Here is a 17,281-nt window from a genome sequence, read left to right as displayed (position 1 = left end):
TTCCGCGGTTCCACCCTAGTTGATCTAGCTAATACTAGATCCTCTCAAATCGGATAACGGCCGATACCGTTTTCCCCTACTAGCTCACTAATCGTTCGAAGAAAAACCTCTCAAGTGTTTTTCACATATCGGTACAATAGAAAAGATTTCAGCCACGTCTTTTCCTCTCTAAAAAGTACAACTTGATTGTTACTTTCTTGGTCATAGGTATTTAATAATCATAAAGATTACTTCATATCATAACATTTTCGCAAAATATGTCAACTATTTAAAAAAACTTATAGTTTTTTATCTCTTTTCATCTTACAATGGAAAAAAGGAGGAAAAATATGAATACCAAAAAACTAAATGCAGCGACTATTGTCTTACTTTGTCTCGTTTTAGTCTTTTCAATATTCGCAGTAATTCCTAAAGCACATGCCTCTTCCACAAAATTAAAGGTTACTGCCAGCGCACTAAATATAAGAACGGCTCCTAGCACTAGTTCAAAGGTCATAACAACTGTTAAAAAAAATACGACCCTAGTAAAAGTAAAGGCAAGTGGAAAATGGTATCAAGTGAAGTATAAGAACAAAACAGGTTGGGCATCAGCCGAATATTTAAAAACTGTCAAGACAACCGTTTCGACCGCTTCTACTACTTCCAAAATTGTTACTTCTAAAACGGATAATCTAAATATTCGAAAATCTAATTCCACTAATTCTACGGTTTTAGGAAAATTAAACAAAGGAAAAACTGCTACATATATCCAACAAAAAAATGGCTGGATTAAAATTAAAACTTCTAGTATAACTGGGTGGGTAAGTGCTACTTATGTTACGGTTTCCACCAAAAAGGCTACTACAGCAAAACCTAAAATTACAAACGCTAAAAAGAATTTATATTTTGTCGTTACAGCAAAGTCATTATCTGTACGTTCAGAGCCAAATTCAAAGTCTAAATTACTGGCATATGTAAAGAAAAACGAATCTTTACTCATTTCTCGTATTGCAAGTAATGATTGGGTAGAAGTTACATATCAAACTGGCAAAAAAGGTTGGGTTTCCACCCATTACGGCACTCAAAAGGTAAAAGAACCAACTACTAGTTCAATCACCGTTGTTGTACCTAAAAAAACAACCTACTATTATGTAACAGAACCAACTGGACTGACAATACGAAACAGTTACAGTGTGAATGCAAAATCTCTCGGTCAAATCGTACCTTTTGAATCAAAAGTTCAAATTTTGAAACAAGCAAGCAACGGGTGGATTTATGTAAATTATAATGATAAAAAAGGTTGGATCAATGGTAGTACATCCTACGGTTTTGCTTCAACGACTAATATCTCATTTACAGCAAAGAAACCATCTAAAACACAATATTTTGTCATGCGTTCCGGTAGTTTGAACGTAAGATCGTTACCAACAACTGCTGCTCCATCACTTGGAAAAGCGTCAAAGGGCAATTATTTTAAGATCCTACGTATCTCCAACAATAATTGGGTAGAAGTTCAGTATACTTCCAAACAAAAAGGCTGGATTTCTTCTAATACTACTAGTAGTAAAATCACTACAAAGAAACCAACTACAACTGTTTCTAATAGTGTAAAAGGAACTTTAAAAGGGATTAAGATTGTTGTTGATCCTGGACATGGGAAGCAAGATAATGGAGCATCTGGCAATCATGTAGTTGAAAAAACACTCAACTTAAAAGCAGCGAAAGCCATTCAATCTGCTATTGAAAAAGTTGGCGGTATCGTGTACATGACACGTACAACGGACAATCAATTTTTATCATTAGAACAACGTGCTGCATACGCCAAAAAAAAAGGGGCAAACGCCTTTATAAGCGTACATCACAATTCGGGACCTTCTTCTGCTACGGGTTATGAAAGCTATTATTCAACTTCAGCTAAAGTGAGCAGCAAGAAATTTGCAGATGCTATACATGATGGTATCAAAGATGCAATAAAAAAGGAATATCCGAATTATAAAGATCGCAAACTCAAAGCAATGGACTACTATGTAGTAAGATACAATTCTGTTGTATCTGTATTATTAGAACTTGGCTTTGTTTCAAATACTTCAGATGCCAAACTAGTGAATAGTAATGATTATCGCGAAACAGTTGCTAAAGGTGTTGTAAATGGACTTTTAAACTACTATGGTCGCGACTAATCACTACACAATGGACAACCATATCTTCAATGATATGGTTGTTTTTGTTTAGAGATTTGAAGTCTTTGAATATACAAATTTAGCTTAGGCTTGACCATCTAGTTTATTTGTTAGACTATGTGTCCTATTATGAATGCACGTTTCACTACTTTACGAGAAAAAAACGTCTGATTTCTCATTAATCAGACGTTTTTTCATTATTTCGACTCCAGCAATATCGTTACAGGTCCATCATTTGTAAGTTTGACATCCATCATTGCACCAAAGACACCCGTTTCAACATGTAATCCTAGTGCATGAAGTGTACTGTTAAAGTATTCCCATAAACCAAAAGCCTCTTCAGGTCGGGCAGCATCTGTAAAACTTGGACGATTGCCCTTTCTTGTATCAGCATACAAAGTAAATTGGGAGACTGACAAAATGTCACCGCCATGTTCTTTAATAGAGCGGTTCATCTTGCCCTCTGCATCTTCCCAAATTCGTAATTTTGCAATTTTCTTTGCCAGATAATCTGCATCATCTTTCGTATCACCATGTGTAATCCCAACTAATAACACATAGCCCTGATCAATCTTCCCTGTAACCTTTCCATTGACAGTAACGGAAGCTTCTTTGCTTCGTTGCAGAACTACTCTCATTGATATAATCTCCAATCTTAATGCATAATACGTTGTACAGAATAGACATCTGGAATTTGTTTGACACGATCTACTACTTTATAAAGATTTTGAATATGCTTAATCTGTAAAGTCAAATTGATGGTCGCAATTTTATCTCGATCCGTCCGTGCACTAATGCCACTAATTGGTGTTTTCGTTTCAGTGACGACCTGTATGACCTCGTTTAACAAACCTACACGATCAAAGCCAGAAATTTCAATATCCACATTGAACAATTTATGTTCTTGTTCTAAATTCTTTCCCCACTCAACTTCGATCAATCGTTCATGATTTTCTGATGTTTGGATATTTGGACAATCTGCACGATGAACTGAAACACCACGACCTTTGGTGATAAACCCAACAATATCATCGCCTGGTACTGGATTACAGCAACGAGATAAACGGATTAATAAGTTGTCCAAACCTTTAACAATCACACCTGTCTCTGTTACTTTTTCCTTTGGAGGTGTTTTCATCTCTTTCGCAATTTTCTCTATTGTTTCTTCTTGACTACGTTGTCTTCTTACCCGTTCGGCGAGGCGATTAACGACTTGGAGTGCTGTCATTCCGTTAAATCCAACGGCTGCGACTAAATCATCGTCATTCGCATAATTCAATTTTTCACATACTCGTTTAAAGTTTTCAGGTGTCAATATTTCTTTTGGATCATATCCCTGCTCAACAATTTCTTTTTCAATCATTTCACGGCCTTTATTAACGTTATCTTCACGTAATTGTTTTTTAAAGAATTGCTTAATCTTATGTTTGGCCTGTGAAGATTGTGCGATATTTAGCCAATCTCGGCTTGGACCGAATGATTGCTTGGATGTCATAATTTCTATAATATCGCCCGTCTTTAAAGGTGTATCAAGAGGAACCATTTTCCCATTTACCTTAGCACCAATTGTTTTGTTACCAATTTCAGAGTGTACTCGATACGCAAAATCAATGGGTACTGACCCTGCTGGCAACTCGATCACATCGCCTTTTGGAGAGAATACATAAACCATGTCAGAAAATAAATCAAATTTCAGTGATTCCATGAATTCTTCTGCATTAGATGATTCGTTTTGGAATTCTAAAATTTCACGGAACCATGTTAGCTTATTATCGATATTCGATTTATTTTTATCAACGGTTCTACCTTCTTTATATGCCCAATGTGCTGCGACCCCATATTCAGCGATCTTATGCATTTCTTTTGTGCGAATTTGGACTTCAAGAGGATCTCCATATGGTCCGATGACAGTTGTATGAAGGGATTGATAAAGGTTTTGTTTTGGCATCGCAATATAATCTTTGAAACGGCCAGGCATCGGCTTCCAAAGCGTATGAATAATACCGAGAACTGCGTAGCAATCTTTTATACTGTCTACTATGACACGAACAGCTAATAAGTCGTAGATTTCATTAAATTGCTTATTTTGCAAAACCATTTTACGGTAAATACTATAGATATGTTTGGGACGACCAGATAAATCTGCATTGATATGGATGTCATCAAGTTGAACGTGAATTTCATCCATTACTGATTTTAAATAATCTTCGCGTTCTACTCGTTTACGCTTCATAAGGTTAACGATGCGGTAATATTGCTGTGGATTTAAATAACGGAGTGCAGTATCTTCTAACTCCCACTTAATAGCTGACATTCCTAGACGATGTGCCAGTGGAGCAAAGATTTCAAGTGTTTCTTTTGAGATACGGCGCTGCTTTTCAACTGGTAAATGTTTAAGCGTTCTCATATTATGTAATCGGTCTGCTAATTTAATGAGGATAACGCGGATATCCTGTGCCATCGCTACGAACATTTTACGATGATTTTCAGCCTGCTGCTCAGCTTTTGACTTATATTTAATCTTTCCTAATTTCGTAACACCATCTACAAGCATTGCAACTTCTTCATTGAACTGTTCGACAAGGTCTTCATGTGTGACAGGTGTATCTTCTACAACATCATGTAAAAAACCCGCTGCAACTGTTTCCGGATCCATTTGTAACTCTGCCAAAATTCCGGCAACTTGGACAGGATGTAAGATATATGGCTCTCCTGAACTTCTGAACTGTTCTTTATGTGCATCTTTTGCCAGTTCATATGCTTTTTTTACAAATGCAACGTGTTCGCTATTCATATACGATGTTAGAATTGCGAATACTTCTTCTACTGTCATCACTTGATCTTTCGCCATGTTAGCCCACCCTATTTCATAATTTTCCGATTATGTATAACGTTAATTGTATTAAAAAAAGAGCCTATTTGTAAAGGCTAATTCTTCAAAAAAAATAATAGTTCGACAAATTACGTGAAACTTCGACAATAAGATCCCACGAATTTAAATGTATTAATCATTCCATTTTATCCTCAAAAATAGAGATGTTCAACCAATCACTCTACAAATTGCCCGCTTTGCTTTCTCGAGAAGCTAAGCAAATCCCCGGTTGCCATCCATGAATTCACCGCCTGTTTATGCAAGCTAAAAGTAAAAATAGTATGCTAAGCGTAAACTTAGCATGCTATTTTTGAAATACAGGTAAAGCTCTGTGCAAACTCTAACAGAAAAAACACGAGAACCATGACAAGTTCGTAGTGCGACCTATCCCTCGGCTTTGCCTGTAAAAGTGTGGCGAAATTTTACCTAGTGTATATGAATTTTTAGATAGCCATTTATCCCGCTTTAAAGGGCAGTAAGACCCCCCTCTCAAGATTTAGAGAGAAACAAAGATAGATGGGGATCAACTGCCGCATAGATTCGATAGGTTTGTGCAAGCAGGATGTTGGTCCCTCAAGTGTTGCACAGGACGTGGCGCTTTTAACTTGAGTTCTTCTAGTTCAGTAGGGGATGAAGAAAACCCCCACTGATGGGAGGCCACTGAAAAAGTCAATGCATCTTCAAAAAAATTACAAAAATAATCTTTTTTAGTTCATAAAATTAAAGAAAAGACGGATTTTTATCAATGAAAATAGAGATTCTATAGTTTTTCAGTGTTCTCACTGATGGAAGCTTCACTTTATCATTAGTATTTCATTAATGTTAAGACATCGTGGCCATGAAGCTTATCGCGACCATGTAATTCTTCTAGTTCGATTAAAAAAGCACAGCCCACTACTTCCCCACCAAGTTGTTCAACCAAACGGATGGCAGCATCTACGGTACCTCCAGTGGCTAGTAAATCATCTATGATTAAAACTTTTTGACCGGCTTTTACAGCATCTTTATGCATCGTTAACGTATCTTTCCCATATTCAAGACCATAACTTACAGAAACTACTTCACGCGGTAATTTACCTGGTTTACGAACTGGGGCAAAACCAATTCCAAGCGCATAAGCAACTGGGCATCCTGTGATAAATCCTCGTGCTTCTGGACCAACAATCAATTCTGCACCAACTTTTTTAGCATATTCAACGATTTGGTCAGTAGCATATTTATACGCTTCTCCATTATCCATAATTGTCGTGATGTCTTTGAAAGAGATGCCTTTTTTAGGCCAATCTTCTACGACCGTCACATATTGTTTTAAATCCATTATTATTGTTCCTCCTCAGAAACCGATTGACCGTTTAAACGAAGGTCAAACCACTCTCTTAAATCCTTATACGGTGCATACAGCAGAGTTTGCTCTAAAGCCATTTGTTGCGCACGTTGTTGATAGATCTTCGCACTTGTTAACTCTTTTTTAGGCGGATGATCAACAATTTTCGCAAGTCCATTATCTATTGTAACAAATCCAAGTTCAAAAAACACCTGCGTCATGAAAATAAGCATATCGCGACTCCAGCCTTTATGTTTGGCCAATTCAGTTAAATTTTGACGCAATTGAAAGATTCGCCGTTTTCTCAAAAAAGTATAATACCATACAAATTGTTCCCTTGTAGGCATTCCATCAAAATAGTGAGAGTCTGGCATATAAAAGTGCGCATAAATTCGATTGGGTCTTACATTTTCTAATAGCTGTTCCAGCATTCGAACATTGGGGGGCAAATCTAATAATACAACATATGGCATGCAATTTTCATTTGAGATGTCCTCAGAGTAACTTTGAATCTTTTGGGGAATTAAAGAGTCATAATAATTTACAGTCATTTCCCTAAAAGCTATAAATGTTACCTCCTCAAGTGGAATCGTTTGTAACCAGCGTGCAACCTGCCTAATACCTCTCAAATCGAATAATTGCCATTCATCCGTTCGAGCATCCTGCAACAGCAGCTGCGGTTTTTTGCGGCCATTCCATTCATTGATTTGAAGATCACCTGCAAAAAATACTTGAATACCATATGTTAGTTCATCAACTAGATAGCCCTTATGAAAGCCTACTACATCTAATTCTTGATCATTTGAAACGATTTGCAGCTTGATATGGTCTTCATTGGCACCGATTTTTTTCATGGAACGAATAGATGTATCTTCTATTGCATAGACAGGCTTCGCAAAACTTGTACCAAAGGGCGCTAGCTTACGGACATCTTCGATCGCATTTATATCGATTTCATCGAGTGTCAGTGGTATATCGATATCTAACACCGGTGTTAATGCATCTTCTGTTAAACAATCTCTTGCTTGCTGATCCAAACGATAACGCAATTCATCAATATCTTCCATTGCGAGTGTCATACCAGCAGCCATTGGGTGCCCTCCAAAAGCCAGTAGAATATCTTTATTTTTAGCAAGCTCCTTATACATATGGAAACCTTCTATACTTCGAGCAGAGCCTTTTGCTACACCTTTTTCGATATCTATAGAAAGAATAATCGTTGGACGATAGTATTTTTCTACAAGTCTCGATGCAACAATACCAACAACTCCTGGATTCCAACCTTCACCTGCAATGACTAGTACTTGTGAATGTCCAATTTCTTCATCATTTTCGATCATAGCAATAGCTTGTTCTGTAATACTTGTTACCATTGCTTGGCGTTCTTTATTTTTTTCGTTTAAGGAGCTGGCCATCGTCATTGCTTCCGCTGCATCTTGTGCCATTAAAAAATCCACACCAGGTGCCGCATCTCCCAATCTTCCTAATGCATTTAATCTTGGTGCAAAGCCAAAGCCAATCGTTTCTTCATCAATCTCTTGCTGATTGACACCTGCTACTTTACATAACGCTTGAATAGCCGGCCTTGTAGAATGTTGCAGTGCCTCTAATCCTGCTTTGACAAGATAACGATTTTCGTCTAAAAGGGGTACTAAATCTGCTACGGTACCAATTGCCGCAATCTCTAATAAATGCTTAGGCAACTTACCATACAAGGCGTGTGCCACTTTAAATGCGACGCCAACACCTGCCAACTCACCAAATGGATAGTTTCCAGCCGGATGTCTTGGGTGGATAATCACATCGGCTGGGGGCAATATTTCCCCTGGTTCATGGTGGTCTGTAACGATAACATCCATTCCTAATTCTTTCGCTACCTGCACTTCATGGTTCCCGGCAATCCCATTATCGACAGTGATGATAAGTTGGTACCCCTCTTCATGTGCCTGTTTAAATAAACGTTCACTCGGTCCATAGCCATCAATGAATCGGTTTGGAATCATATGAGATACATCCGCCCCCAAATCTTGGAGAGCAGTTTTCATAACCGTTGTACTGGTAATTCCATCACTATCATAATCCCCATATACTAATATTTTTTCTCTATTTTGTATGGCTTTTTGAATCCGATCAACCGCTTCTTTCATACCATACATTTCAAATGGATCATGGATGGTTTGTTCATCAATCGTTAAAAAAGCACGGGCTGCTTCAACTGTTGTGAAACCGCGTGCTACTAAAATTTTAGCTGATATTGAAGAAATTTTAAGTTCATCCACAAATTCTTTCACAAGCTGTTCATCTGGGCGATTGATACGCCATCTTTTTTCCGTTGCTATCATTGTGTCACTTCCTCATGAGATTCATTATACAAAATATATGCTAGATAATGAAAGTAGAAGACTATCTTTCTATGATTATAGCGGATGGATCAAGTGAAACTTCATAGATAACCATTGAGGGGATTTATTTGCTCTTTCGATAGGTTTATTTGCTACTTTTGGTGGTTTATTCGCTCTTTCGATGGATTTATTCGCTACTTTGAAGGTTTTATTCGCTACTTTGAAGGTTTTATTCGCTACTTTGAAGGTTTTATTCGCTAACTCGGACCATTTATTTGCTCTCTCCGTCCACTTATTTGCTCCTTTTAAATTGTATTTTCCATACAGCGATTTATGTCCAACATCGACAAAAAAACGCGGTAGCAAAATCCCTGTTTTATACAGAGTTCTCACTACCGAGAAAGTTCAATTAAATAATTCGTCCATCTTTTAAGATCTCATCTATGCTGTTCAATCCATATTCTTACTCTTGCAGGTCTCTTCTCAAAAGAAACCTTATTTCACTTCAAATTTTATAGCAATCGGCTTTAAGAGAGATTTTCCTTTGGAAGTTTTCACGCCCTTATTATCTATAAAGATCGTATATTTTCCGGTTGCTAATGTTTTTTTAGTCGATAGTTTAATGTTCTTGCCTTTAGCCCCTTTTGTGAGTGTGAACCCTGTTATTTTTTTACCTGCACTTATAATAGATATTTTGCTTGAAGTAAGCGTTGATGGTTTTATAGTTGTTCCGAATGTGATTGTCGTTGATTTTTTACTTTTCATATTTTTTAAGTTTGTCGCCTTTATATAACTGGATGAAGACGTTGCTGAAATAGCAACGAGATTAATTTTTTTACTATAATTCGTTACCATATTTTTTTGTGAAGTCGTCAATCCTGCTGCTATCGAATATAAAGGTACAAATTGTGTTTGGAATGTCAACGATTGACCCTTTTTTAACCGAGTCATCCAACTTGTAATGGTGCTCTTATGATTTTCTATATATTGTTCTTCTACGGTAGGTTTTAATGTTGTAAAACTAATTGTCTTCCCTACTGATGAAACATTATTGGCACTTACCGCTTCAACTAATACGGTATATTTCGTACCCTCTTTTAAATTGGGAAGAACATAGTTCAAATCTGTAGTTGTAGCCATTAATTGATCATTAACATATATTCGATATTTATCAGTAGGAATTTCTCCATTTTCCTTTGGTGTATAGAAAACAGTTGCGGATGTTCTGGATACATTACGGACTTTAAGTGTTTGGACATCTTCTGGTGTTGTTTGAACATAGTTGACCAAGCCATAACCATAGTAAGGATCTTTCCCTTTTGCCCCTAGATCCATTGTATAATTTTGAAGGACCTTTCTTAATTGCTTGTTTGTGTAATCAGGATATTGCTGTTTTAATAAAGCTAAAAACCCTGTCACGTGTGGCGTTGAAAAAGAGGTTCCAGAATCTTCTCTAAATTCATCATATATCCCTAGAGAATAAACATCACTGCCAGGTGCTGAAAATTCTACTTTTGAGCCCGTATTAGAAAAATAGGATATTTGATTACTTTGGTCCAAAGAAGAAACCGCGATTACTTCATCGTATTTTGCAGGATATTCCACGTCTTTTCCCACACCATCATTTCCTGCGGCTGCAACTAATGTCAGACCCGCATCGTAAGCTATTTTGACCGCATTCTTCAAAATAGGATCATCATCGGTAGTACCGAGTGACATATTGACAATATCAATGTTATTTTCGATTGACCATTCAAGTGCTTTTAATAGAGATTCCATGCTTGCGCCATCTTTTTCAAAAACTTTTAGACTATATAAAGATACATCCGGCGCAACTCCGACGATATTGCCATATAATTGACTGGACGTTACTCCAGCAGCAATAATGCCTGAAACAAATGTACCATGCCCTTCCGTATCATACGGTGAACTTTCATCTATACGAGTTCTAGGATTGTCATCTACAAAAGAATGCCGCTCAACATTTGGCAATAAAGGATTTATAGAAACTCCCGTATCAACTACTGCAACTTTTACGTTTTTCCCTGTTAAACCGGAGGACCAAGCTTTTTGCGCATTGACAGCTTGAATATTCCAATTAGGTGTAATCGTTGTAAGAAGCGAGCTTGTGGTGTTATTGGTTTCCACTGTTGTCGGATTTTTTTCGACCACTTGAATATCAGGCACCTTTTTCAAGGCATCAACTGCCTCTTTCGTAAATGTACCTTCAATTGTATGAAGATTTTCATATGTATGTTCAATCTTAGTAGCCTGATTGAATACCTGTTCTTTCCCGCTATCATTTTTGTAAACAACCATCACATTGTTATACTGCTCGTCTGCTGCGTGGGCAAACAATGGTAAAAAAATAAAAACAATACAAGGTGTCAATAATGTCGTGAGCCATTTCATCAAATTATTCATTTGCTTCTCCGCTTTCTATATAAATTAGCACATCCCACCGCACTAAATTTTACACAATCGCCAAACTGATACTTAAGTCTTATCACCTGCTTTTCTAATAGTACTTTATACTTCTATTATATTATCATATTTTTTATAGTTTGCTATCATTTTAAATGGGGCAATTGTTATTTTTTCGTAAAGTGAATTTTCTCTCAGTAGGGAGGTTTTCTCTTTCTGTGTATTAGCTAAACCAATCAAGCTTTCACAGACTGTTGCTCATTGAATCTTGTCGTCGAGGTTCAACACTGCCTGTTCACAAGAAATCAAGCTAAAGTGAAACTCCACCATTGGGGGTTTTCTTCATCCCCCAATGAACTAGAGGAACGGAAGTGAAAAGCACCACGTCCTGTGGCAGCACCTGAGTGACCAACATCCTGCCTACCCGAACCAATCGGACGCATGCGGCAATTGCCCCCATCTATCGTTTCTCTCTAAATCTTAAGATAGGTGGCTTACTGCCCGTTCAAGCAGGATAAAGTGCTTCTAACAAAACAAAAAAGCCCATCCTACAGAAAATCCTATAGGATGGACTTTTATTTGTTATTTATGAAAAAGATAAGCTAAACGACAGGCTCATCTGAACCCCATTGTTTTTTCTTCTTACTTACATCTACATGTCCTTTTTTCTTCATTTCACGAACTTTTAAGACATACCAAATTTGTGCTGCAATGTAAATAGAAGAATACATACCTGTTACTAAACCGATCAATAAGGCGATAGAGAATGTTGTAATGGAGCTTGCCCCAAAGATTAATAAGGCAACAACTACAATAAGCACTGTCATAACCGTATTGACAGAACGTCCTAATGTCTGACGTAATGATTTATTGACAATATGAGCCAGATCGTCTGCATCCTTAATCTTCTTAATACGATGTAGATTTTCCCGAATACGGTCAAATGTAACGATCGTATCATTTATGGAGTATCCGATAATTGTTAGAACAGCTGCGATAAAGGTTATATCAACCTCTATACGGAAGAGACTGAAAATCGCGACCATGAAGAATACATCATGGAGCGTGGCAATAATCGTACTAACGCCCATCCGCCATTCAAATCGGAAAGCAACATAAATAATGATACCAAGTGATGACCAAAGCAATGCTTTCATCGCATTCTTGGCAAGTTCTTTACCGATCGTTGGTGAAACAGTACTAATCGCTGGTGTATCACCAAATTCTTTTTTGAACTCAGTTTTGATTTCTTTCACTTTTTCTTTTGAAAAGTTTTGTTTATATCGAATGACAGCACGATCATTTTTGTCACCAGAAATAACAATATCATCAGAAGAAAAACCAATCTTATCGATATAAGACTCAACATTTTCCTTCGTTAATGCATGATTAGATGTCACTTCGACACGTGATCCACTTGTAAAATCGATTCCTAGATTCAATTTAAAAATACCAAGTACAATCATACCGGCAAGAATCAAAACAGTTGATAGTACAAAGAATTTGTTGCGACTATGAACAAAATCAAAGCGATCAAAGTGTGTTGTTAGATCAAGTGTATCAACGCCTTCTTCAAGTTTATGTACACGAGATTTTTTGACACCAAATAAACCGACTTTACCATCTAAGTAACCACTATTGACAAGTAACCCCAAAAGAACACGAGTCCCCCAAACAGCGGTTAAAAAGCTGACAAGAATAGAAATGATCAATGTCGTTGCAAACCCTCTAATCGAGCTTGTACCAAAAGCAAATAATACTGCAGCTGCAAGAATCGTTGTAATGTTGGCATCGAAAATTGCGCTAAATGAAGATTTAGAACCGGAATGGAATGCGGCTTTGACAGATTTACCGACACGCAATTCTTCTTTAATACGCTCATACATCAAAATGTTGGCATCGACTGCCATCCCTATTCCTAGTACCAAGGCAGCGATCCCCGGTAAGGTCAATACGACATGAATCCAGTCAAATAGCACCAACACAATAAATGTAAAGATGGTTAGTGTGAGATCTGCCACTAAACCTGGTAAACGATAAACCAATAGCATAAAGATAAAGATCAATGCTACACCAACAATACTAGCAAATACTGTATCATTTAGTGCTTCGTCCCCAAATTGTGCCCCAACTGAAGTGGAATACTTTTCAACTAATTTGGCTGGAAGAGCACCTGCATTTAAAATACCTGCTAAATCTTTTGTTTCTTGTACTGTAAAGTTACCTGTGATTTGCACGTCTTTTGAGTTAATCGTTTGTGTAACTTGTGGATTTGAAATAAACCGAGGTTTTTTCTTTAAAACCTCTTTTTTATAAGAATCCTTGCCCTCATCGAAGTCCATCCAAATAACTAATAGATTATTTGGTTCTCCCATTGCTGCAACTTTATTCGTTACATTACCAAACTTATTAGGGTCTTTTAATTTAAGCGTAACCATTGGGCGACCTTGTTGGTCAAACGATGCTTTTGCTCCGCCTTGTTGCAAATCGTTTCCGTCTAATAATACTTTATCATTGACATCACGGAATGTTAGATTTGCTTGATTAGATAAAACTTCTCGTGCAGATTCTTGATCCTTCACACCTGCTAATTGAACGCGGATACGATTCCCGCTTTCAATTTGAATGCTAGGTTCACTTACTCCAAGAACATTGACACGTTTATTAATCGACTCAGCTGTTGCCTTAACATCACTTTCTGTAATTTTCTGCCCTTTTTTCAATGGTTCTACTTGATAAAGAACTTCGAAGCCACCTTGAAGATCCAAGCCTAAGTTAATATTACTTAGTACGCCTTTTATGGTCGTTCCCATGAGTGCGCCAATTACAACAACAATCATTAGAAACGCGACAATTCGGCTTTTTAATTTCATTAAAACTTCCTCCTCAAACAAATGCCGCGATATTACGAAATGACAGCAGACGATTCTTGATGTCCGTTCTGCTCGCTAGTTATCCTGTCACTACTTTGTATCAAAGTTATCATCCTAGTCAGTAAACTATCTCACAATTACGGGCATCCATCGCCCTTTTGAAACAGTAGAATTGTTACATATCAGGTATGTTGATGATCCAATTTATGCACCAAAATATAAATAATCTTCTGATTTCCGCTGCGGATTGCTCGCTGTTCTGCAGTAAATGCTAAGCTGTTTTCTCCGCTGTTATCCATAAAAATGGCATTAGAATATGGCGTTTCTTTCGATCACGCTAAATTTTCTCCTATTTTCTCCAATCAGCACACCTTGTTGCATATTAATGTTCATGATTCTATTGATTCTATTTGTCACTATAATTGCATAACACGTTTATTATGAAACAGGTTTGCCTGCCTGTCAAATTAATCCTATCTACTTTCTGGTTTAAGATGAAATTTTAGAAGATTCCTGCTTTCCCAGTAAAACTTGTAATTCGTTTTCATCAACAGAAGAAAACCAATTTGCGCTTTTTAGTTCTTCCACTTGCATAAAGGTCATATACTGAGCAGCAGTTAATGAAAAAATATCGGCAATTACTTTATGTAAAGCTAAATCTGATTCACTTATTTTTTTCCACTTCTTTGCAACTAAATAATGCCAAATTTCTTGTTCTGTAACGTGTTTCAAACCTTCCATCTTGAAGTCTGCTTTTCTAATGGTTAGGACAGGTAATACTTTTTGAAATAATGACTCATATTGAACTACCAATATACTCACGTCCTTTTCAATTTTTTGAACGTACATGATTAGTCTTCCACCGAAATTGTATTTACAGAAAGAAGGGATCTTATGACCTCGTTTTTTCATGGCACCTTTTTGTTAATGGGAGCTGTTCTACTATCTAAATTATTAGGCTTTTTATATCGAATGCAATTTATGCGAATCGCTGGTGAAGATGCAGTTGGAATTTATATGACAGCCTATCCAGCATTCATCTTCTTTTTATCACTTGTTCAATTGGGGATACCTACAGCTATCGCTAAAATCGTCGCTGAGCTAGAAGCAAAAGGTAAACGAGTAGAAATCAGTAAAGTAATGCGAACATCTAGACTATTAAGTTATATTTCTATACTCGTTTTCTTTCCATTGATATTATTATTCATCCCCTATTTAGCAGAAAATCTTTTACACGACAATCAAGTTCGCATGCTTTTATATATATCATTGTTTACTGTGCCGCTTTCAATGGCTTCTGCCTTGTTTAAAGGATTGTTCCAAGGTCTTGCACGGATTGAAGAAACAGCTTGGTCTCAAACGATTGAACAAGTTATACGAATTGCCATGATCACATGGCTATTACCATATGGTGTAGTTCAAGGGTCTCCTGCAATGACCGCCACATATGCGATGGTCATCACAGGACTTGCAGAAGCGGCGGCACTTCTCTACCTATATTGGAAATATGTACATGCAAGACAAAAAGGACTTGTTTTATCATCGAAAGGCTATTCTTCTCCAAAACCGATTTTGAATATCGCATTACCCTCAACGGGTAGCAGATTATTTGGTTCTTTTACATGGTTTTTAGAACCAATCGTATTTTTAAAAGCCCTAACATTGGCCGGCTTAACGGCTGCAGCCGCTACAAAACAATACGGCATTATATCGGGTGTCCATATACCATTGTTGTTATTCCCATCATTTATCCCTTATGCATTAGCCGTTGTGTTGATCCCTGCAGTTAGTGACGCGGTTGCAAGAGGCAACCAGCCACTACTAAGAGAGCGCGTTCACATCGCTCTCAGACTATCAACCATTGTTGGATGTTTTAGTGCTGTTTTCTTTTATTTATACGGCGATGAATTTGCCACCAAGCTATTCCATTTATCGGAAAATCGAGGATATATGAAATTATTAGCCCCGATTTTCTTCTTTTACTATATACAGAGCCCTTTAAATTCGATTCTTCAGGCGCTAAATGAAGCAAGAGCAGCGATGATGAACTCAGTATATGGCGGAATCGGTAAGCTTGTTGTAATGCTTGCTCTCGCGTCACAACCTGGGATTGCAGAAACAGGAGCCGTTATCGCTATTGGCTTTGGCGTACTGATCACATCCTTTTTGCATATAGCGACGATTCGGAAAAAGAAATATGTGGACACGGGTTTTAAGCTATTCGTTATACCATATTGGGCTTGTATTTTAATCGTTGTGTTCCGCCAATATATTCTCCCTACCTCCGAATTTAATATATGGGTTAATGGTTCTATCACACTTGGTTTAACACTCATTGTTCTGATGTTCGCTGATCAAATCCGTTTAAATGATTTTCGCTATTTAACCAAAACATTGAGAAAAAGATTATGATGAAGATTTTAGTTGGACATAGATTTCGCCATCTTCAAAGCAACAGTAAAAAATATTCTCTGTATCTTTATATCCAATTTTCATTAGTTCTTCTCTTAACCATTGCTCATTTTTTTCGATTAGTTGAAGATGCCGTTTTTGGATCTCACCATCAACAATCAACGGCAATATAGGTGGTAAACTGTCTTTCATAAATACAGAAAGATTGCCAGATGGTTCTAAGAAAGCATAGGCAATTTTCTGGATAGAACCAATTTTTTGTTCTCTCAGTTGTTGAAACAAGTCATCTAAATTATAGCGCTGTTTTTTCATCTCTTGTTCAAAGAGTACACCATCTCGAATGATTGTTGTGGGATCACCATCAATTTTATCACGTATCTTTTTACTTTTTAAGGAAATACAAGAAATGGCTACTTGTATCACTAATAAAATAATCATTGGCAAAATAGATTCAAATAAATTTCGTTTTGGATCATCAACTGCAAACGATGCTACATCTGCAATCAATACAAAGATCACAAGATCCATTACACTCAATTCTCCGACTTCACGTTTCCCCATTAGTTTGAAAATAATCAATATGACAAAGTATAGGAAAATCATACGAAAAGAGATAACTAATAAATCGTTCACATTACGACCCCTTTTTATCCCGCTTTAACGGGCAGTAGGACCCCCATCTTCAAGATATAGAGAAACGAGAAAGATAGATGGGGGATCAACTGCCCGTAAAAGTCCGATTGGTTCGGGCCAACAAGATGTTGGTCCCTCAGATGTTGCCACAGGACGTGGCGTTTTTCACTTTCGTTCCTCTAGTTCAGTGGGGGATGAAGAAAACCCTCACTGATGGAGTTTCACTTTATCTTCTATCCTTT

General features: G+C 37.2%; 11 protein-coding genes and 1 other annotated feature (1 of these 12 only partly in view). Of the genes, 2 read left to right on the top strand and 9 right to left on the bottom strand.

All coding sequences use genetic code 11. The annotated features are described in order from the left end of the window. Positions 1-214: a binding site (T-box leader), on the bottom strand (it extends 24 nt beyond the left edge of the window). A 115-nt stretch (positions 215-329) separates the two neighbouring features. Further along, entirely contained in the window at positions 330-2,159 is a 1,830-nt protein-coding gene (locus tag FEZ13_RS01755) for an SH3 domain-containing protein (protein ID WP_186725723.1), read from the top strand. Between the two features lie 197 nt (positions 2,160-2,356). On the opposite strand, the gene dtd is transcribed toward FEZ13_RS01755, so the two are convergent. The 8 genes from dtd to FEZ13_RS01720 all read right to left on the bottom strand — a co-directional run bounded on the left by dtd (position 2,357) and on the right by FEZ13_RS01720 (position 14,843). Beyond that, a complete protein-coding gene (gene dtd, locus FEZ13_RS01750; protein ID WP_146551226.1) occupies positions 2,357-2,797 on the bottom strand; it encodes a D-aminoacyl-tRNA deacylase in 441 nt (146 codons plus the stop codon). Between the two features lie 17 nt (positions 2,798-2,814). Further along, positions 2,815-5,010 (bottom strand): RelA/SpoT family protein, encoded by a 2,196-nt coding sequence (locus FEZ13_RS01745; RefSeq protein WP_146551225.1) that lies wholly within the window; start codon positions 5,008-5,010, stop codon positions 2,815-2,817. 826 nt (positions 5,011-5,836) lie between these two features. Then, positions 5,837-6,349, bottom strand: a complete 513-nt coding sequence (locus tag FEZ13_RS01740; protein WP_146548190.1) for an adenine phosphoribosyltransferase — start codon at positions 6,347-6,349, stop codon at positions 5,837-5,839. A 2-nt stretch (positions 6,350-6,351) separates the two neighbouring features. Further along, positions 6,352-8,697, bottom strand: a complete 2,346-nt coding sequence (gene recJ / locus FEZ13_RS01735) for a single-stranded-DNA-specific exonuclease RecJ (protein ID WP_146551224.1) — start codon at positions 8,695-8,697, stop codon at positions 6,352-6,354. Between the two features lie 495 nt (positions 8,698-9,192). Continuing rightward, a complete protein-coding gene (locus FEZ13_RS01730; RefSeq protein WP_146551223.1) occupies positions 9,193-11,121 on the bottom strand; it encodes a S8 family peptidase in 1,929 nt (642 codons plus the stop codon). Positions 11,122-11,426: 305 nt separating this feature from the next. Beyond that, on the bottom strand, positions 11,427-11,564 hold the full coding sequence (locus tag FEZ13_RS19255) for a hypothetical protein (protein ID WP_186725722.1): 138 nt from the start codon (positions 11,562-11,564) through the stop codon (positions 11,427-11,429). Positions 11,565-11,723: 159 nt separating this feature from the next. After that, a complete protein-coding gene (gene secDF / locus FEZ13_RS01725) occupies positions 11,724-13,994 on the bottom strand; it encodes a protein translocase subunit SecDF (RefSeq protein ID WP_146551222.1) in 2,271 nt (756 codons plus the stop codon). A 489-nt stretch (positions 13,995-14,483) separates the two neighbouring features. Next, positions 14,484-14,843 (bottom strand): post-transcriptional regulator, encoded by a 360-nt coding sequence (locus FEZ13_RS01720; protein ID WP_186725721.1) that lies wholly within the window; start codon positions 14,841-14,843, stop codon positions 14,484-14,486. 45 nt (positions 14,844-14,888) lie between these two features. Here FEZ13_RS01720 and FEZ13_RS01715 point away from each other — a divergent pair, with 45 nt between their 5' ends. Next, on the top strand, positions 14,889-16,406 hold the full coding sequence (locus tag FEZ13_RS01715; protein WP_146551220.1) for a putative polysaccharide biosynthesis protein: 1,518 nt from the start codon (positions 14,889-14,891) through the stop codon (positions 16,404-16,406). Here the strand turns inward: FEZ13_RS01715 and FEZ13_RS01710 are convergent. Then, positions 16,401-17,039: a DUF421 domain-containing protein gene (locus FEZ13_RS01710; protein WP_146551219.1), complete on the bottom strand. Its 639-nt coding sequence runs from the start codon at positions 17,037-17,039 to the stop codon at positions 16,401-16,403. The genes FEZ13_RS01715 and FEZ13_RS01710 overlap by 6 nt on opposite strands. Positions 17,040-17,281: the final 242 nt, after the last annotated feature.

Origin of the sequence: Rummeliibacillus sp. SL167, assembly GCF_007896505.1 — a bacterium.
In the GTDB taxonomy this organism is placed as follows: domain Bacteria; phylum Bacillota; class Bacilli; order Bacillales_A; family Planococcaceae; genus Rummeliibacillus; species Rummeliibacillus suwonensis.
Note: the sequence above shows the minus strand (reverse complement) of the source record. Positions and strands in the feature narration are given on the sequence as shown.